General features: G+C 40.5%; 16 protein-coding genes and 1 pseudogene. 12 read left to right on the top strand and 5 right to left on the bottom strand.

What is annotated here, in order from left to right:
• Positions 1-96 precede the first annotated feature (96 nt).
• The 10 genes from CWC14_RS15910 (at position 97) to adk (ending at position 9,872) form a co-directional block, all read left to right on the top strand.
• The gene (locus CWC14_RS15910; RefSeq protein ID WP_036954347.1) at positions 97-954 is read left to right on the top strand and encodes an HvfB family MNIO-type RiPP peptide maturase; all 858 of its coding nucleotides are present in this window, start codon (positions 97-99) and stop codon (positions 952-954) included.
• Positions 955-1,008: 54 nt separating this feature from the next.
• Positions 1,009-1,761 carry an HvfC family RiPP maturation protein gene (locus CWC14_RS15905; RefSeq protein ID WP_036954349.1) on the top strand — a complete coding sequence of 251 codons (753 nt, stop codon included), beginning with the start codon at positions 1,009-1,011 and terminating at the stop codon, positions 1,759-1,761.
• Positions 1,762-1,833: 72 nt separating this feature from the next.
• Positions 1,834-1,956 (top strand): hypothetical protein, encoded by a 123-nt coding sequence (locus CWC14_RS19940; RefSeq protein ID WP_255314607.1) that lies wholly within the window; start codon positions 1,834-1,836, stop codon positions 1,954-1,956.
• A 161-nt stretch (positions 1,957-2,117) separates the two neighbouring features.
• Entirely contained in the window at positions 2,118-2,663 is a 546-nt protein-coding gene (gene apt, locus CWC14_RS15900; protein ID WP_013465193.1) for an adenine phosphoribosyltransferase, read from the top strand.
• A gap of 3 nt (positions 2,664-2,666) precedes the next feature.
• Positions 2,667-5,000 carry a DNA polymerase III subunit gamma/tau gene (gene dnaX / locus CWC14_RS15895; protein WP_138563846.1) on the top strand — a complete coding sequence of 778 codons (2,334 nt, stop codon included), beginning with the start codon at positions 2,667-2,669 and terminating at the stop codon, positions 4,998-5,000.
• Between the two features lie 60 nt (positions 5,001-5,060).
• Complete coding sequence (locus tag CWC14_RS15890; RefSeq protein ID WP_010388590.1) at positions 5,061-5,387, top strand: YbaB/EbfC family nucleoid-associated protein; 327 nt, start codon at positions 5,061-5,063, stop codon at positions 5,385-5,387.
• A 6-nt stretch (positions 5,388-5,393) separates the two neighbouring features.
• Positions 5,394-6,002: a recombination mediator RecR gene (recR, locus tag CWC14_RS15885; protein ID WP_024602877.1), complete on the top strand. Its 609-nt coding sequence runs from the start codon at positions 5,394-5,396 to the stop codon at positions 6,000-6,002.
• 105 nt (positions 6,003-6,107) lie between these two features.
• A complete protein-coding gene (locus CWC14_RS15880; RefSeq protein ID WP_138563844.1) occupies positions 6,108-6,821 on the top strand; it encodes an RluA family pseudouridine synthase in 714 nt (237 codons plus the stop codon).
• 130 nt (positions 6,822-6,951) lie between these two features.
• A complete protein-coding gene (gene htpG / locus CWC14_RS15875) occupies positions 6,952-8,865 on the top strand; it encodes a molecular chaperone HtpG (protein WP_036954359.1) in 1,914 nt (637 codons plus the stop codon).
• Positions 8,866-9,227: 362 nt separating this feature from the next.
• Positions 9,228-9,872, top strand: coding sequence for an adenylate kinase (adk, locus tag CWC14_RS15870; RefSeq protein ID WP_013465187.1), 645 nt, complete (start codon positions 9,228-9,230; stop codon positions 9,870-9,872).
• 73 nt (positions 9,873-9,945) lie between these two features.
• On the opposite strand, the gene tpx is transcribed toward adk, so the two are convergent.
• Positions 9,946-10,527, bottom strand: a complete 582-nt coding sequence (gene tpx / locus CWC14_RS15865) for a thiol peroxidase (protein WP_013465186.1) — start codon at positions 10,525-10,527, stop codon at positions 9,946-9,948.
• Between the two features lie 220 nt (positions 10,528-10,747).
• Here tpx and CWC14_RS15860 point away from each other — a divergent pair, with 220 nt between their 5' ends.
• A complete protein-coding gene (locus CWC14_RS15860; protein ID WP_035113247.1) occupies positions 10,748-11,752 on the top strand; it encodes a response regulator in 1,005 nt (334 codons plus the stop codon).
• A 6-nt stretch (positions 11,753-11,758) separates the two neighbouring features.
• On the top strand, positions 11,759-12,730 hold the full coding sequence (locus tag CWC14_RS15855; RefSeq protein WP_024602943.1) for a sensor domain-containing diguanylate cyclase: 972 nt from the start codon (positions 11,759-11,761) through the stop codon (positions 12,728-12,730).
• 10 nt (positions 12,731-12,740) lie between these two features.
• Here CWC14_RS15855 and CWC14_RS15850 read toward each other — a convergent pair whose 3' ends face one another.
• From CWC14_RS15850 to CWC14_RS15835, 4 genes and pseudogenes are all read right to left on the bottom strand, one after another.
• Positions 12,741-13,622, bottom strand: a complete 882-nt coding sequence (locus CWC14_RS15850; protein ID WP_138563842.1) for a universal stress protein — start codon at positions 13,620-13,622, stop codon at positions 12,741-12,743.
• A gap of 5 nt (positions 13,623-13,627) precedes the next feature.
• Positions 13,628-15,142: pseudogene (locus CWC14_RS15845) on the bottom strand (SpoVR family protein).
• Positions 15,143-15,160: 18 nt separating this feature from the next.
• Complete coding sequence (locus tag CWC14_RS15840; protein WP_138563840.1) at positions 15,161-16,444, bottom strand: YeaH/YhbH family protein; 1,284 nt, start codon at positions 16,442-16,444, stop codon at positions 15,161-15,163.
• Between the two features lie 31 nt (positions 16,445-16,475).
• The gene (locus CWC14_RS15835) at positions 16,476-18,398 is read right to left on the bottom strand and encodes a PrkA family serine protein kinase (protein ID WP_138563838.1); all 1,923 of its coding nucleotides are present in this window, start codon (positions 18,396-18,398) and stop codon (positions 16,476-16,478) included.
• Between the last annotated feature and the right edge of the window lie 73 nt (positions 18,399-18,471).

Here is an 18,471-nt window from a genome sequence, read left to right as displayed (position 1 = left end):
GCGGCGAAGGTAAATGTGGTGGTAGCCACTAAACTTTTCTTTTTCAGATAAGTGAGAGGGCCATTAGGCCCTTTTTATTTAATATGAGGTTTTATTATGGCTCAAAATCAAACGCCTAACTTTGGCATGGTCGGTTTAGGCTTGCGAAGAGAAATGCTAGATGAGCTTGAGCATGCCATACCAAAACAAATTGAGTTTATGGAAGTGGCCCCAGAGAACTGGTTAAAGCTAGGTGGGCGCTTTGAAAAGCAATTTAAGCAGTTAACCAATACTAATTATTTTGTTTGCCATGGTTTATCTCTTTCTATTGGCTCACCTGAGCCGCTCGATATTGAATTTATAAAGTCGTTAAAATCTTTCTTTGATAACCACGATATTAAAGCTTATAGCGAACATTTAAGCTATTGCTCAGGTAAAGGCCATATGTATGACTTAATGCCAATTCCTTTTACTGAGGAGGCGGTTAACCATGTTGTTTCTCGGGTTAAACAGGTACAAGATATTTTAGAACGCCCGCTAGCGCTGGAAAATGTGTCTTATTATGGTGCCCCTGGTCAGCAGCTATCAGAGCTTGAATTTACCAATGCTATTTTAGAAGACGCAGACTGCCAGTTGCTATTAGACGTTAATAATATTTATGTGAACTCGATTAATCATGGTTATGATGCACAAGCGTTTTTAAGTGGGCTACCAACTAATAAAATTGCCTATTGTCATGTTGCAGGCCACTACAATGAAGCCGAGGACTTGATTATAGATACTCATGGCGCCGATGTTATTGATCCCGTATGGCAGTTGCTTGATAGCGCTTATGAAACACATGGTGTATTTCCGACGCTGTTAGAGCGGGACTTTAATATTCCACCTATTAACGTGTTAACCAAAGAGCTGGATATAATTCATCAATTACAAGCAAAGCACCTGCAGCTGTTATCCACTGAGCAAAGTGCTTAAACAGTCCTATGCAGCTAGTAATAACAACAGCATGGTTTTAAAAGAGTATTAACTATGAGTTTTATCGATATTCAAAATGAGTTTATGGCTCATATTCGCCAGCCCAACACGAACCCTTGCCCAGCAGATGTTGAAGACAGACGTATGGCTATTTATCGGGAGCTTTTTTTTAATAATATTAATGGCTTTGTTTCATCTGCATTTCCAGTTTTAAAAACACTCTATAGTGAGCAACAGTGGCTATTACTGGTTCGTCAATTTTTTAGTGAACATGATTGCCAGTCTCCTTACTTTTTAGATATTGCTGAAGAGTTTATAACGTATTTAATGACAAGTTATGTGCCCAAAGAGTGCGACCCTGTGTTTATGCTAGCGCTGGCGCATTATGAATGGATTGAGCTTGATGTATCGGTAACTCAGGCTGACTTGGATGAGAGCGAACTGGTAACGAATCAATTAACTCAAAGCCCTTTATATTTATCTAAAACGGCACGTAACTTAAGCTATGAATTCCCCGTACAACATATTAGCGAAGCGTTTCAACCGCAACAGCCCTCTGAGCAGCCACATTATTTTGTGGTGTACAGAGATAAAGACGATGAAGTACAATTTTTAGCAACTAATGCGATGACCGCCATGCTTTTGTCTATTATTGACAATAACGCAGGAAGCACATTTGCGCATGTTTGCCAGCAAGTCAGTGAAAATGCACCTCAATTTAGCCTTGAGCAAATAACTCAAGGCGCATTAAGTACCCTAACGGCTATGGCACAGCGTCAAATTATAGTGACAAAAAATCAAGATTAAGCTCTTTATAGATTATTTCACATCGTCTATTATAACGCCTTTATTTGTTGTGCTTAATAAAAGGTTGTACCGATGTCAGATGATAAAGAGTTTAAAGACCCGTTTAATGCGGCTTACTTTTTTGCATTTTTAGCCGTGTTTGCTGGAATAGGGTGTTTAAATGCTATTTTAGGTTGGATCACCAGCTTGACGTAATTTTTGCTTTATTTCATAGGGCTGTTGTTTTCATCAGCCTTATATTTTTTTATCTTGTTTACCCTTCCTGAATTTTTATAACTACCGCAAACTCGCAATTTACGCTCACTTAAGGTTATAATCACCTGCTTTGTAATATGAACCATTGAGCAGTTAAAATTATGACTCAAGTAACACCAGCAATTATCAAAAACAGCATTACTACAATTGCTGATTACCCTAAAGCGGGCATTATGTTTCGCGATGTAACAACCCTAATGGCAAACCCTGAAGCGTTTAAAGCAACCATAGATGCATTTATTAACGCCTATAAAGATCAAGGTTTTACTAAAATTATTGGCACAGAATCGCGTGGCTTTATTTTTGGTGCACCGCTATCTTATGCCTTGGGAATTCCTTTTATCCCTGTTCGCAAACCTGGTAAATTACCGCGCGAAGTTATTCGCCAAGATTACCAACTCGAATATGGTGAAGATACATTAGAGCTTCATACTGATGCGATTGTAGCCGGTGATAAAGTATTGCTAGTTGACGACTTGTTGGCGACCGGTGGTACAATTGAAGCAACAGCCAAGTTGGTTGCAAAATTAGGCGGCAACGCCACAGATGCAGCATTCGTCGTATCGTTACCTGAACTAGGTGGGGAGCAGCGTGTTGAAAAAATGGGTATTAAAATCCTAAAATTGGTTGAATTCGAAGGCGAATAATCGATGAGTTATCAGGTTCTAGCGAGAAAATGGCGTCCTCAAACCTTTCATGAATTGGTTGGGCAGTCTCATGTTAAACAAGCGCTGGTTAATGCGCTGAGTCAAAATAGACTGCATCACGCTTATTTATTCACTGGAACCCGTGGTGTTGGTAAAACGACCATTGCGCGTATTTTTGCTAAAAGCTTAAATTGTGATGAGGGCATTTCTGCCACACCATGTGGTCAATGTAGTAGCTGTGTTGATATAGAAGCAGGGCGCTACATTGATTTACTCGAAATAGATGCGGCCTCACGCACAAAAGTTGAAGATACTCGCGAAATACTCGATAACGTTCAATATGCGCCAACCCGCGGACGCTATAAAGTGTACTTAATTGATGAAGTACACATGTTGTCAAAGCACAGCTTTAATGCCTTATTAAAAACGCTTGAAGAGCCACCTGAGCATGTAAAGTTTTTACTGGCGACCACCGATCCACAAAAATTACCGGTAACTATTTTATCGCGCTGCTTACAGTTTAATTTAAATGCCTTGTCGCAAGCTGAAATTAAGCAACAGCTTGAGCATGTTCTTACGCAAGAGCAGCTCAATTTTGATAATGATGCCCTAAGTATTATTGCTAAAGCAGCTGATGGCAGTATGCGAGATGCGCTGAGCCTGACCGATCAGGCTATTGCCCAAACAAATGGCGATATTAATAATCAAGCTGTTCAAGCCATGCTTGGTTTAATGGATACCCATTATAGTCAGAGTTTACTCGCTGCATTACTCGCGCAGGATGGCGCAGCCTTAATGGCTGAAGTTGCCCAAGTCGCGAGCAGAAATCCTAATTACATTGCACTACTTGATGACTTAATTGCACTTACGCATATTATTCAATTAAGCCAATTAGTGCCTGAAGCGGCAGCACTTGATAGCAATAATGCTGACTACATTAAGCATGTTGCAGCGCACACTCATGCTCAGCAAATTCAAGTGTATTATCAGTTATTACTGAATGGCAAAAAAGATTTACAGTGGGCGCCTGAGCCACGCTTAGGGTTTGAGATGATTATGCTACGATTGTTAGCATTTCAACCTGAGCACTCACAAACGACGCATTCAGCACCTAGCTCGCAACCCGCGCCAGAGCAAAATGCCACAGGGCGTACCAATGCATTGCGTGATATTTTAAATAAAAATAAACCAGCGCAGAGCAATAGCACTGAAAGTCAGCCATCAATACATAATCCACAGCCAATAGAGGCTCCTGAGCCTGAGGTTTCGCGCTCTGATAATAGCCCGACTCACATTGAGCAAGAGTCAACACAAAGTCAGCCAAACATGTCTGATACAACGCCAATGAGCGATGAACAAGCGCAGCGTCAAAGCGAAGATGATGCCTACATGCAGCACAGCGATGTAGAACAAACCATTGCAGCGCAATACGATGATGTAATGAGTAGCGCGGTTGACCAAGGATTTAATCCTGAGCTATCAAACGTACCTAGTAGCACTGAGCATTCAGCGCCAACAATGGGCGAGCAAGAAGCACGTGCACAGTCTGCAATAGCGCGTATTTTACGTGACAGAAATATTTCCGGTGCGGGTAAACTGTCAAGCGCAGCAACCGAAAAACCTGTTGTGCCAAAATCGACCCCTGCTAGGCCCGTCGATAAACCTATTAGCAATACACCTCAAGCTGTAGCGCAGGAGCCGCCTCCATGGGATAGTGAGACGGGTGATGAGTTACCAAAAAAGCCAGCGCTCCCCATGTCAGGGAGCAAGCCACAGGTAAGCACTAAACCTGCAAATAAAGTTGACTTTAAAGCAAAGCATCAAACAATTACCGAAAATCTTGCACCTGAGCTATTAGAGCAAATTAATCCGCAAAAACCGGCTCCTGTTGTTGAACAAGCACCAAGTATTCCGGTGCCGGATGATTTTCAAAGCCCCATCAGTGAAATTAGATTTGCCCATCAACAAGATGAATGGGCTTATTTAATTAAGCGAATGGGGCTTGGCGGGCGCATGCGCCAGTTTGCCTTGCATTCAATTTTTACCAAGCAAGACAATCATTTTCATATTGAAGTGGATGAATCGCAAAAGCATTTAGATACGCCTCTGCTGCGCCAAAAGTTAAATGTGGCGTTATCGACTATTTATGGACATAACGTTGAGCTAAATATCGACTTTGCCAGTGGGGTGATTGACTCGCCTTATCTAATCCAACAAAAAATTGATGCAGGTCGTCATCAGCAAGCGATTGATGTGATCACAAGTGATGAAAATATAGTACAATTTCAACAGTTATTTAGCGCTGAAATTGACGAAAACAGTATTCAGGCATTGTAATTAACCATCAGTGCCCTTATTTATACTCCAGTTAATGTATTAAAAGAAAGAGAGACGATTATGTTTAAAGGTGGAATGGGTAACATGATGAAGCAAGCGCAGCAAATGCAAGAGCGCATGCAAAAAGCCCAAGAAGAAATCGCAACAATGGAAGTGGTTGGTGAAGCTGGTGCCGGTTTAGTTAAAGTAACCATGCTTGGTAACCACAACGTGCGCCGTGTTGAGCTTGATGAGAGCTTAATGGAAGACGACAAAGACATGATTGAAGATTTATTAGCAGCAGCGTGTAATGATGCTGTTCGCCGTGTTGCTGAAGAAACGCAAGAGCGTATGGGCAAAGTGACAGGCGGTATGCAGTTACCACCTGGTATGAAAATGCCGTTCTAAGCAACTATGCAACTTTCAGATAGTTTAACATCGCTTATTGAAGCACTGCGTTGTCAGCCAGGTATTGGCCCGAAATCTGCCCAGCGTATTGCGTTTCATTTGTTAGAGCGCGACCGTAAAGGCGGTGCTCAACTTGGTAATGCCTTGACTAAAGCAATGAGCGCTGTAGGTCATTGCCAATCGTGCCGCACATTTACCGAGCAGGCGCAGTGTGATATTTGCTTAAGCACTAAACGCCAAGACAGTGGTATTTTATGTGTTGTTGAATCGCCAACGGATGTACTCGCCATTGAGCAAACAGGTCAATACAAAGGGCTTTACTTTGTATTAATGGGGCATTTATCACCGATTGATGGCATAGGGCCTAAAGAAATTGGCCTTGATGTACTCGAGCAAAAGCTTGCGCAAGGCGGTATTAATGAAGTCATTTTAGCCACAAATCCTTCGGTTGAAGGCGAAACAACGGCGCATTATATTGCTCAGCTTTGCCACAAAAACAATGTGGGTGCATCGCGTATTGCTCATGGTATTCCTGTTGGTGGTGAGCTTGATTTAGTCGATGGAATGACGCTTATGCATGCATTTAGCGGTAGGCGATTAGTCAGCCATGAATAGTTTATTTTAAGCTTAACTATTTGAACTTACTTTAAAAGCCTACATACATGCTGTAGGCTTTTTTGTTGGCTTTAATTGCAATATAAACAAAAGTTTAAGGATGGTATGGCTGCAATAACCCAAAGTGCTAATGTGATTGTTGATGACTTTATCGCACCTGTTTGCCATGAACACATAAAAATTATTTATCAAGATGAGGCGCTTTTAGTGATCAATAAACCTAGCGGTTTATTGAGTTTGTCGGGTAAAAACCCACTAAATTGGGATTCCGTTCATTATCGTTTAGTCAATGGTCAACAGGGTAAAACAGCCGCCTTTGCAGAAGCAAAGTTACCTCACCGATTAGATTTTGGAACCTCAGGGATCATGCTGGTGGCACTCAATAGTGAGTCGGCAAAAAACCTCAATCAACAATTTCAAAGTCACACCATAAGCAAGCGCTATGTCGCTATGTTGCAAGGAAAAGTGTGCGATAACCACGGACAAATAAATTACCCGATTGCTAAAGACAAACTCTATTTTCCTCGTGTTAAGTTATGTAACACCACAGGCAAAGCGGCCTTAACACACTACACAGTACTTAAGCGTTTTATACAACCAATCAAGACGTTAGTGCAATTTACCCCCGTTACTGGTCGAACGCATCAATTACGTATTCATAGTCATGCAATTGGGCATCCTATTTTAGGTTGCGATTTGTATAAAAGTGAACAGAGTGAGCGGATGGCGTCGCGTTTGCAGTTACATGCCAGCGATATATACTTTCATCATCCAAGCACTCAAAAGCCGATGCATTTACACTGCGCTAGCCCATTTTGAACAGATATTGTTTTTTATAATATTGTTGTTTTTTGCTGGCAGCTTTTTTTACTTTTTTCCCTTGAAGTTCTCACACCTCCCCCCATATTAAGTGCATAACGCAGACACTTTGCAAATTGGAGATACATAAATGACTGCAGCACAAAAAGAAACATTAGGCTTTCAAACAGAAGTAAAACAATTACTAAACTTAATGATTCACTCGCTTTATTCTAATAAAGAAATATTTTTACGTGAGCTTGTATCAAATGCATCTGATGCAGCCGATAAATTACGCTTTTTAGCGTTATCAAACGGCGACTTATATCAAGGTGATGCTGATTTACGTGTACGTATTAGTGCTGATAAAGAAGCCAATACGGTAACCATTTCTGATAATGGTATTGGTATGACACGTGATGAAGTGATCAGCTCTTTAGGTACAATTGCAAAGTCGGGTACCGCAGAGTTTTTCAAAAACTTAACGGGCGACCAAAGCAAAGATTCACAACTTATTGGTCAATTTGGTGTGGGCTTTTACTCAGCGTTTATTGTTGCTGATGAAGTGACAGTGCGTACCCGTAAAGCAGGCGAGACAACGGCTGTAGAGTGGCAATCAAAAGGTGAAGGTGAATACACGCTGCAAGAAATTGAAAAAGAAGGCCGCGGTACAGACATTATTCTACACCTACGTGAAGAAGAAAAAGAGTACGCAGACGAATGGCGCCTTCGTAGTATCGTGACTAAATACTCTGATCATATTTCTACACCAGTACAAATGTACAAAGCAGAAGTACCAGAGTCTGAAGGCGAAGACGGTGAGAAAATTCCAGCAGTTCCTGGTGAGTGGGAAAGCATTAACCGTGCTACGGCATTGTGGACGCGTGATAAGTCTGAAATCTCTGAAGATGAATACAAAGAATTTTACAAGCATGTAAGCCATGACTGGGAAGATCCACTTAGTTGGGGACATAACAAAGTTGAAGGTAAAACTGAATACACCAGTTTGTTATACATTCCGAAAAAAGCGCCGTTTGATTTATGGAACCGCGAGCGCCAAAGTGGCTTAAAATTATACGTGCAACGTGTATTCATTATGGATGATGCTGAGCAGTTTATGCCAAGCTACCTGCGTTTCGTTAAAGGTCTATTAGATTCAAATGATTTACCACTGAACGTATCGCGTGAAATACTTCAAGATAACAAAGTGACCCAAGCTATCCGTAAGGGGTGTACGTCGCGTATTATTAAAATGCTTGAGCGTATGGCGAAAAACAAAGCCGATGATTACCAAACGTTTTGGAATGAATTTGGTCAAGTAATGAAAGAAGGCCCAGCAGAAGATGCGGCTAACAAAGAGAGCATTGCTAAGCTATTACGTTTTGCTTCAACGCATACCGATTCAGACACTCAAGATGTCTCGCTTGAACAATACATTGAGCGTATGAAAGACAGCCAAGATAAAATTTACTATGTTGTCGCTGACTCATTTATTGCAGCTAAAAACTCACCGCATTTAGAAATCTTCCGCAAAAAAGGCATTGAAGTTTTACTACTAAGTGACCGTGTTGATGAGTGGATGATGAGCCACTTAACTGAATTTGCAGACAAGCAATTTCAATCAATTACTCGCGGTGATTTAGATTTAGGCGACTTAGACGACGAAGAAACTAAAAAAGCACAAGAAGAGTCTGAAAAAGAAGTTGCAGGCCTTATTGAGCGTATTAAGACCGCATTAGGTGATGATGTTAAAGAAGTACGCTTTACACATCGTTTAACCGATTCGCCAGCCTGTGTGGTGAGCGACGACAACGACATGAGCTCGCAAATGCAAAAGCTGATGGAGTCAGTAGGTCAAGCAGTGCCAGAAGCTAAACCTGTGTTTGAGCTAAACCCTGAGCATCAGATTGTTAAGCATTTAAATGATGAGCAAGACGAAGATAAGTTTGCGCAGTGGTCACATGTATTGCTAGATCAAGCATTACTAGCTGAGCGCGGTACGCTTAAAGATCCAACTGGATTTGTCACTCGCTTAAATAAACTTATGCTTGATTTAAGCAAATAAGTATTAAAAATCAATGATTGAGTAAAAAGGGAACGTTTGTTCCCTTTTTTTATGCGCTGGAGCATAGAGTTTATTGATTTTTAAAGGTTAAATTTGCTGCATAGACGCTGCCCGAAAGGGTCTGTCTGCCTACATGGATGGTGGCAAATGGCGTGAGCAGGACGCAGAAGCTTTGCTCGATTTTTACTCAGCCTACTAGGTTGCAAACCTTGCGCCGCTATTAAAGTGCCCCTAGTTTGCACAAATATTAATCCGCAAAGGCCAACAGACTCTAGACAATTAGTATAAGTTACTTGAGTATCTGCGGCGCTTGTGGAAGAATTCAGACTTTAAAATAAACTCTCATATTAGGGGACAATGATATGCGCATTATTCTTTTGGGCGCGCCGGGTGCAGGTAAAGGTACTCAAGCTCAGTTTTTAATGGATAGATACGGTATTCCACAAATTTCTACCGGTGATATGCTACGAGCTGCAATTAAAGAGGGCACACCACTTGGCCTTGAAGCAAAAAAAGTAATGGACGCAGGTCAGTTAATTTCTGATGACATCATCATTGGCCTTGTTAAAGAGCGCATTGCAAAACCTGATTGTGAGAAAGGCTTTTTACTTGATGGCTTCCCACGTACCATTCCACAAGCTGATGCAATGAAAGATAATGGCGTTGTCGTTGATCACGTTATTGAATTTGATGTTGCTGATGAAGTGATTGTTGAGCGTATGGGTGGCCGTCGTGTTCATCCTGGTTCTGGTCGTGTTTATCATGTTGTTTACAATCCACCAAAAGAGGAAGGTAAAGACAACGAAACAGGCGAAGAGCTTATTATCCGTGCGGATGACACAGAAGAGACAGTTCGTAAACGCTTAGGCATTTACCATGAGCAAACAATGCCATTGGTTGACTACTACCAAGCAGAAGCGCAAGCTGGTAATACGCAGTACCATAAATTAGACGGTACTCAAGCGGTTGAAGCAGTAAGCAAGCAACTAGCTGAGCTTTTAGGTTAATTTTTATCTAAAATTAAGAGCATAATCAAAAAAACCGCTTCATAGCGGTTTTTTATTATCTGAAATTCGACCTTTAAAGCGTTTTAAGCTTTTCAATAACGCTATCGTATTCAGGCTCGGTTGATAAGCTACTAACTAATTGTTTATATATAACTTTATGGCTTTTATCGAGAATAAAAACAGCGCGAGTAAGTAACCCCATATCTTTAATTATTAACCCATACTTTTGGCCAAAATCACGCCATACAGAATCAGACAGTGTCGTAACTTTATCGATATTCTCTGCTTTGCAAAAACGTTTTTGTGCAAAAGGTAGGTCGGCACTAATCGTCAACATGGCCACGCCAGGAAACTGTTGCGCTACTTTTTCATTAAAATGCTTTGTTTGTAGGCTACAAATGCCAGTATCTAAGCTTGGTACCACGCTTATCAATACGGCTTGCCCTTGGTAATTTTCTAATGTAATGGCAGTAAAGCTGTCGTCGACCACTTTAAAATTTGGCGCATCAGCACCGACTTTAAGGCCTTGGCCTAGTAACGTAACAGGTTTACCTTGCGCTGTTACTTTTCCTGCATCTAAGGTGTTTTCAGGTAACTCTGATGCAAAACTAGTGCAACAAAACAGGCTCAATGCAAAGGCTAATGAACGACGCATGGATTTTTTCCTTTTAAGAATTAACGTAATAGTGGTGAGTGTATTATACTGTGATGGAGTTACCAAGCAGAATAATTGACGCGTTTATTTTCCCTAAAATTGTAAATAAGCAATACTTTGATTACTATGTATATATAAGAGATAGGTATTAATTAATAATATCCGTGCCTTTATTTTTTGCGGTGTCAGCGTACAACAAGTTTTAAAATAGAGAGATAATATGTCAACATCGGTTTTAATTTGTGATGATTCAAAACTAGCTAGACGTCAATTAGCTCGGTCTTTACCCGATGATTGGGATATTAAAGTTGAATTTGCATGTGACGGTGTAGACTGCATAAAACAAATAACTAAAGCCCAGCCTGAAATTCTTTTCCTTGATTTAAATATGCCAGAAATGGACGGTTATGGCGTGCTTGCTGCAATGAAAGAGCAAGGACTCGACGTTCTCACTGTTGTGGTATCAGGCGATATTCAACCGAGTGCGCATCAACGTGTGCTTGAGCTTGGCGCCATAGATTTTATTCAAAAACCGTGTTCCCCAGAAAAGCTTGCTGCCATTATTGAACATCATGGTATTAGAGATAGAGCACTGCGTGAACGCATGTCTCACTCGTTAGGTGAACAAGTTGACCCTGATGTTCGTGATATATATCAAGAGCTTACTAATGTTGCCATGGGTCAAGCTGGAGATTTACTGGCAAGACTGCTTAATGTATTTGTTAAGTTACCCATTCCTAATGTTAATGTTTTAGAAGTCAGTGAGCTCAACATGGCGTTAAGCTCTGTTGATACCAATGATACTACATCGGGTATTTGCCAAGGCTTTATAGGTGGCGGGGTATCTGGCGAGGCATTATTACTTTTAAATGACTCTAGTTTTAAAGAAATAGCCTCACTGATGAATTACGAAGGTGAACTAAACGACAAGGTTGAGTTAGAGTTGCTAATGGATGTAAGTAACATTTTAATTGGCGCTATTTTAACCGGCTTGTCAAAACAGCTCGACATGACCTTTAGCCAAGGGCATCCAATAGTTTTGGGGCAGCATCGGGACGTTTCTGAACTTGTTCAGTCGAATAAGTCGCGCTGGCAACGGACTCTAGCCATAGAAATAAGTTACGGTATTGAAAATCATGATATTAGTTGTGATTTAATGTTGCTCTTTACTGAAGATTCACTGAAAACTTTGAAATACAAAGTTGCTCATCTACTAGAAGATTAAATATTTATGCCAGCTGATTTAGATTTGAATGAAATCCATTGGTTAATGGATATGTTTAATACGGTTGATGTCGGTCTTGTTGTACTCGATCGAGAATACAAAGTGCATGTATGGAATGGTTTTATGGAAAATCATTCTGGTTTGTTACCGAGCGCTGTGAAAGACAAAGACTTATTTGATTTATTTCCGGCCATTGATGAAAAATGGTTTAGAAGTAAATCTGAGTCAGTGTTTGTATTAAAGAATCGTTCATTTACTATTTGGGAGCAGCAGCCGTATATTTTTCGTTTTAAAAACTACCGACCAATTACCGGTAAAGCGGACTATATGTATCAAAATGCCACGTTTATTCCACTTACCAATGTGCGAGGCGAAGTCGAGCATATTTGTATTATTATTTACGATGTGACAGATATTGCGGTTAACAAAAAAGAACTAGAAGAGTTAAATAAAAAACTAGAACAAGTAAGCCAAACAGATAGTTTAACCCAGCTTGCCAATAGAGGGCATTGGGAGCACTTACTGCACCAAGAATTTTTACGAACGAAGCGAAACGAAGGTTGTTGCTCGTTATTAATTTTTGATATTGACCACTTTAAAAAGATAAATGATAATTTTGGACACAGTGCTGGAGATGAAGCACTTCGTCATATAGCGAGTTTACTGAAAACTGCATTGCGTGAAACAGACATTGCTGGGCGATACGGCGGTGAAGAGTTTGTTGTTACTTTATTAGATACCGATAAACAAGGAGCTATTGTATTTGCTGAACGCTTACGCCAGCTAATTGAAACCTCTCCGGCGAAATACAATGAGCACACGGTGCATATGGCCATTAGTGTGGGTATTGCGTGTTTTGATGATCAATTTAAAGATCACGAACGCTGGATTGAAGCTGCCGATAAAGCGCTTTATCATTCAAAAGAAACAGGTCGAAATAAAGTGTCGGTATACGCTGATATAAAAAATGATGCTTAGACATCATTTTTTAATTGGGGGGTAAAATAAGCAAGTCAGTTTTAAGTAAGCGCATTATTTTTTCTGCAGTATTACCAATGAGTTTTGCTTTAATTCCTACATTCCCAACAGATCCTATAATCACTAAATCAGCATTGAGCTTGGCCGCTAAGCTTGGGATCACCTGCTCAGGTAAACCCGCTTTAATATAAAGTTTGTCGCGTAAGTTATTATCAATAATGAGTTGTTGCTGTGGTTGAGGTAATTTCTCAAAGGCATTGACTAGTTGCTCTTCTGAAAATACTAAGCCTAAATCTCTTAATATTGGAGAAATATACACTGTGTAGCCGGCATAAAATTCACAGTCTGTTCGCTGTGCGTATGCTAGGCCATATTTAATAATTGACTGATTAAGCTTATGTTTTGCGGTTTTTTCGCTGGCTAAATCAAGTGCGGCGAGTATGTTGGTATGCTTGCGCCACTTGTTATCTGCCGCTAAATACAAAGCGATGGGTGTAAAGCGGATAAGTTGCCAATCAAGTTCACTAAATTGGCTGTCGCTGTCGATATGGCGTGTTTTTATCACCATTTCGTAGTCATCAGTATTAATATCTTCGTTAAGCCACTGCTCGGGGGCTTCATGCCATGCGGTTTGAAAGGTATAACTGCAACCCTCCAGTTCAGCGCTAATCAGTGGCTCCAACTGTGCCCTTAATGATGCAAGGCATTTATCTTGCAGCGCAAGTAGTTGTTCTGGCGACAGAGAAAATAAAATATTGCCGGTTTCTTCAAAGCTAAATGCAACAATATCAATATGTTTATTCCCTTGCAGCGCTTTTTGTTTAGCATGCTGCAATGACGTTTTTGCAAATTCAACCGAATCAATCAGTACAAGAAGCTTTTTTTTGTCCATTATTTTTACTCTGTTGTATGGCGTGAATCATCAATTGGACATTGACCAATGGTTGAAATCTCACCAGAATTTGACTCCTGTTCCAGTTTTACCTTAAAGCCCCATAGTCTGTAAAGATGTTTTAATACCTCCCCATGGGAGCTAGCCAGTGGAACGGCATTATGGGGTACATATCGTAGGGTTAAAGAGCGGTCGCCGCGTAAGTCAACATCGTAAACTTGTATGTTAGGCTCATGATTACTAAGGTTATATTGTGCAGAAAGTGCTTCTCTAACCGCTTTGTAGCCATTATCGTCGTGAATAGCGCCTATTTCTAAATGTGGGTTACTAGCATGGTCGACTATGGTGAATAATTTAAAATCCCGAATCAGCTTAGGGGATAAAAATTGGCTAATAAAACTCTCATCTTTGAAATTTTGCATTGCAAAGTGCAGTGTCTCGAGCCAGTCACTGCCCGCATGCTCAGGAAACCAGCGTTTATCTTCTTCTGTTGGGTTTTCACAAATACGACGTATATCAACCATCATATTAAAGCCCAGTGCATAGGGGTTAATACCTGAGTAATAATCGCTATTGTATGGAGGTTGGTACACAACATTAGTATGGCTTTGTAAAAACTCCAACATAAATGAGTCAGTTAGTTTTCCCTCATCATATAAATGGTTCAAAATAGTGTAGTGCCAAAAAGTGGCCCAACCTTCATTCATTACTTGGGTTTGTTTTTGCGGGTAAAAGTATTGTGATATTTTTCGCACTATCCTGACGATTTCTCGTTGCCATGACTCGAGTAAAGGAGCATTTTTTTCAATAAAGTACAGAATATTTTCCTGTGGCTCTTGCGGGAAGTGGCGTTCGTGTTTTTTTGACTCTTGCTGTTGAGAAGGAATGGTACGCCATAATTCGTTAACTTGTGATTGCAAATACTCAGCCCGTTCTTGCTGACGCTTTTGCTCTTCAAATAACGAAATTCGTTGTGGACGTTTGTACCTATCAACACCGTAACTCATTAACGCATGACATGAGTCGAGTATGCTTTCTACTTCGGAAATACCGTACTTTTCTTCACAGCGGCTAATATAGTTTTTAGCAAACAATAAATAATCAATAATTGAGCCTGCATCAGTCCATGTTTTAAATAAATAATTCCCTTTAAAAAATGAGTTATGCCCATAGCAAGCATGTGCCATAACCAGTGCCTGCATCGGAAGGGTGTTTTCTTCCATTAGGTAAGCAATACAGGGGTTCGAATTAATCACAATTTCATACGCAAGTCCCATTTGACCGCGTTTATAATTTTGCTCCGTTTGAATAAATTTTTTACCATACGATCAGTGAGTGTAGCCAATGGGCATGCCTACACTTGAGTAGGCATCCATCATTTGTTCTGCGGTGATCACTTCAATTTGGTTAGGGTAGGTGTCTAGCTTATAGTGCTCAGCCACACGCGCTATTTCGTCTTGGTATTGTTGCAATAGTTCAAAGGTCCAATCGGGCCCATCACTTATTCGATTATCTTTCATAATGCTACCTCGCTTTGGCTATGCAGCCCCTTGCTGTTGACGACCTTTTTTAAATAGCTCCCTAAATATAGGGTAAATATCTTCAACACCTTGGATATGCTGGATGGCAAAATTACTGTTAGTTTGACTAATGTTTTGATACTCGCGCCATAAACTTTGATGAGCACGTGTGGTAATTTCTATATAGGCAAAATAGCGAACAGCTTTAAGTATTTTATTACGTAAAATGTGCCCACATTGGGGCGTGTCATCGGCCCAATTATCACCATCAGAAGCTTGTGCTGCGTATATATTCCATTCATCAGCATTATAGCGCTCAGCTATTATTTCATTCATCAGTTTTAGTGCACTTGAAACAACAGTACCGCCTGTTTCTTGTGAATAAAAAAATTCTTGCTCATCAACTTCTTTGGCCTGGGTATGATGGCGAATATATACAACGTCGATGTCTTTGTAGCTGCGAGTTAAAAACTGATAAAGCAAAATGTAAAAGCGTTTTGCTATGTCTTTTGTTGCTTGATCCATTGAACCTGACACATCCATAATACAAAACATCACCGCTTTACTGGTTGGGTGTGGTTGTTTGTCGTAGTTACGAAAACGTAAGTCGTAATTATCGATAAAGGGCACGGTTTTTATTTGCTGTTTGAGTGTGTCGATTTCTTTTTGTAATAAGGCCACAGCGGCTTTATCACAGTGTGGTTGTTCAAGCAGCAGTGCTAGTTGCCCCTCAAGCTCGCTAAGGCGGCGTTTTTTACCTGCGGTCATTGCAATACGACGAGCTAGAGAACCTTGTAATGAGCGCACTACATCAATATTACTGGGCATACCATCGCTGCAAAACCCAGCGCGATGGGTTTTCATTTGTACGAGCTTATCAAGCTGGTTTTCTTGCAAATTAGGGAGTTCTAAATCCTCAAATAACAAATCAAGGTATTCATCTTTAGAGATAGAAAAAACAAATTCATCTTGGCCTTCGCCAGAGTCACTTGCTTCACCTTCGCCTGCGCCACCGCCTTTGCCTCCTTTAGGGCGTTCTATTTTGTCGCCAGTAGAGAACTGATCGTTCCCAGGGTGTATTTGCTCTCTATTACCGCCTCTACCTTGATGAAAAGTAGGTTCACTAATATCACGCTGCGGAATAGATATACTCTCCCCAGAGCTAGAGTCGGTGACGCTGCGTTTATTTATCGCATCAGACACCGCTTCTTTTATCTGCTTTTTATAACGCCTAATAAAACGCTGGCGGTTAACCGTGCTTTTGTTTTTGCCATTTAAACGCCTGTCGATAAAATGCGCCATAATGACCTCCTAACAACTGCAATTATGAAGGTTATTGCGATTTTCTAACCCGTAAATACCACTCAGATAGCAAGCGCACTTGTTTTTGCGTGTAGCCTTTTTCAACCATACGGTTAACAAAGTCCTCATGCTTTTGCTGATCTTCAGCTGATGTTTTTGCATTAAATGAAATAACAGGGAGTAAGTCTTCTGTGTTTGAGAACATTTTTTTCTCAATAACCGTGCGTAGTTTTTCATAACTTGTCCACAGCGGATTTTTGCCATTGTTATGAGCACGAGCACGCAATACAAAGTTAACAATTTCATTCCTAAAATCTTTAGGGTTTGAAATACCTGCAGGTTTTTCTATTTTTTCAAGCTCAGCGTTGAGTGCATCACGGTCAAATAATTGCCCTGTATCAGGATCTCGGTACTCTTGGTCTTGAATCCAAAAATCAGCATAAATAACGTAGCGGTCAAAAATATTTTGGCCATATTCTGAATATGACTCTAAGTACGCGGTTTGTAACTCTTTACCTATAAACTCAACATATTGTGGAATTAAATAGCCTTTTAAAAAGCTTAAATAACGTTCTTCAACTTCAGCGCTGAATTGTTCTCGCTCAATTTGTTGCTCAAGCACATAAAACAAATGCACAGGGTTGGCGGCCACTTCGGTGGTGTCAAAGTTGAATACTCGCGATAAAATCTTAAACGCAAAACGGGTTGAAAGACCGGTCATGCCCTCATCAACACCAGCGTAATCACGATACTCTTGATACGACTTCGCTTTTGGATCGGTGTCTTTAAGGGTTTCACCATCGTAAACTCGCATCTTAGAGTAAATGCTTGAGTTTTCCGGTTCTTTTAAGCGCGAAAGAGTGGTAAATTGGGCTAAAATTTTTAGTGTACCTGGCGCACAAGGGGCGTTGTAAAGCTCACTGTGTTCAATAAGCTTATCGTAAATTTTAATTTCTTCGGTCACTCGTAAGCAATAAGGGACCTTAACAATATAAACACGGTCTAAAAAGGCTTCGTTGTTTTTATTGTTTTTAAAGGTTTGCCATTCTGATTCATTAGAGTGGGCGAGTATCATGCCGTTAAATGGCAGGGCGCTTATACCTTCTGTGCCGTTATAGTTACCTTCTTGGGTAGCTGTTAAAAGCGGATGTAACACTTTTATGGGGGCTTTAAACATTTCCACAAATTCCATTAAGCCTTGGTTGGCTAAACATAATGCGCCTGAATAGGCATAAGCATCAGGATCATTTTGTGCAAAGTGTTCAAGTTGGCGAATATCGACCTTACCGACAAGAGCAGAAATATCTTGATTGTTTTCATCTCCGGGCTCTGTTTTAGCAATCGCAACTTGATTTAAAATTGATGGGAAGCGTTTAACCACTCTAAATTGACTAATATCACCATTAAATTCTTGTAAACGTTTTGCGGCCCATGGCGACATTACCGTTTTGAGGTAACGAGACTTAATTCCATATTCTTTTTCGAGTAGGTTTGCATCTTCAACGGGATCAAATAATGACAGCGGATGGTCATTAACTGGTGAGCCTTTAATGGAGTAGATAGGTACTTGTTGCATTAAATACTTTAATTTTTCGGCAATTGATGACTTACCACCACCCACAGGGCCGAGTAAATAAAGTACTTGTTTACACTCCTCTAAGCCTTGTGCTGCATGTTTTAGATAAGACACAATTTGCTCAATGGCGTCTTCCATACCATAAAAGTCAGCAAATGCTGGGTAACGTGCAACAACACGGTTCGAAAATAAGCGACTTAAACGAGTATCGGTAGCGGTATCTAACATTTTAGGCTCGCCAATGGCCATCAGTAACCTTTCAGGTGCACTGGCATAAGCAGACTTATCGGTTTTACAAATTTCGAGGAATTCAGCAACACTGTACTCTTCTTCTTGTGTTGATTCATAACGTGCTTGGTAGTGATCAAAAGTAGTCATAATGACCTCCGAAACCTACTTTGAAGATGTATTCACTATCTAAAGTCTAGTCAACCTCAGATCTGCATAAGAA

Source organism: Pseudoalteromonas sp. S3260 (assembly GCF_005886925.1).
GTDB classification, from domain to species: Bacteria; Pseudomonadota; Gammaproteobacteria; order Enterobacterales; family Alteromonadaceae; genus Pseudoalteromonas; species Pseudoalteromonas tetraodonis.
The sequence above is the reverse complement of the archived record's forward strand: the minus strand, read 5'-3'. Positions and strand labels throughout refer to the sequence as shown.

What these genes read in the sequence shown, in the direction of transcription:
- CWC14_RS15910 (WP_036954347.1), top strand. Translation starts at nt 97, where the DNA reads ATGGCTCAAAATCAAACGCCTAACTTTGGCATGGTCGGTTTAGGCTTG.
- CWC14_RS15905 (WP_036954349.1), top strand. Translation starts at nt 1,009, where the DNA reads ATGAGTTTTATCGATATTCAAAATGAGTTTATGGCTCATATTCGCCAG.
- CWC14_RS19940 (WP_255314607.1), top strand. Translation starts at nt 1,834, where the DNA reads ATGTCAGATGATAAAGAGTTTAAAGACCCGTTTAATGCGGCTTACTTT.
- apt (WP_013465193.1), top strand. Translation starts at nt 2,118, where the DNA reads ATGACTCAAGTAACACCAGCAATTATCAAAAACAGCATTACTACAATT.
- dnaX (WP_138563846.1), top strand. Translation starts at nt 2,667, where the DNA reads ATGAGTTATCAGGTTCTAGCGAGAAAATGGCGTCCTCAAACCTTTCAT.
- CWC14_RS15890 (WP_010388590.1), top strand. Translation starts at nt 5,061, where the DNA reads ATGTTTAAAGGTGGAATGGGTAACATGATGAAGCAAGCGCAGCAAATG.
- recR (WP_024602877.1), top strand. Translation starts at nt 5,394, where the DNA reads ATGCAACTTTCAGATAGTTTAACATCGCTTATTGAAGCACTGCGTTGT.
- CWC14_RS15880 (WP_138563844.1), top strand. Translation starts at nt 6,108, where the DNA reads ATGGCTGCAATAACCCAAAGTGCTAATGTGATTGTTGATGACTTTATC.
- htpG (WP_036954359.1), top strand. Translation starts at nt 6,952, where the DNA reads ATGACTGCAGCACAAAAAGAAACATTAGGCTTTCAAACAGAAGTAAAA.
- adk (WP_013465187.1), top strand. Translation starts at nt 9,228, where the DNA reads ATGCGCATTATTCTTTTGGGCGCGCCGGGTGCAGGTAAAGGTACTCAA.
- tpx (WP_013465186.1), bottom strand. Translation starts at nt 10,527, where the DNA reads ATGCGTCGTTCATTAGCCTTTGCATTGAGCCTGTTTTGTTGCACTAGT.
- CWC14_RS15860 (WP_035113247.1), top strand. Translation starts at nt 10,748, where the DNA reads ATGTCAACATCGGTTTTAATTTGTGATGATTCAAAACTAGCTAGACGT.
- CWC14_RS15855 (WP_024602943.1), top strand. Translation starts at nt 11,759, where the DNA reads ATGCCAGCTGATTTAGATTTGAATGAAATCCATTGGTTAATGGATATG.
- CWC14_RS15850 (WP_138563842.1), bottom strand. Translation starts at nt 13,622, where the DNA reads ATGGACAAAAAAAAGCTTCTTGTACTGATTGATTCGGTTGAATTTGCA.
- CWC14_RS15840 (WP_138563840.1), bottom strand. Translation starts at nt 16,444, where the DNA reads ATGGCGCATTTTATCGACAGGCGTTTAAATGGCAAAAACAAAAGCACG.
- CWC14_RS15835 (WP_138563838.1), bottom strand. Translation starts at nt 18,398, where the DNA reads ATGACTACTTTTGATCACTACCAAGCACGTTATGAATCAACACAAGAA.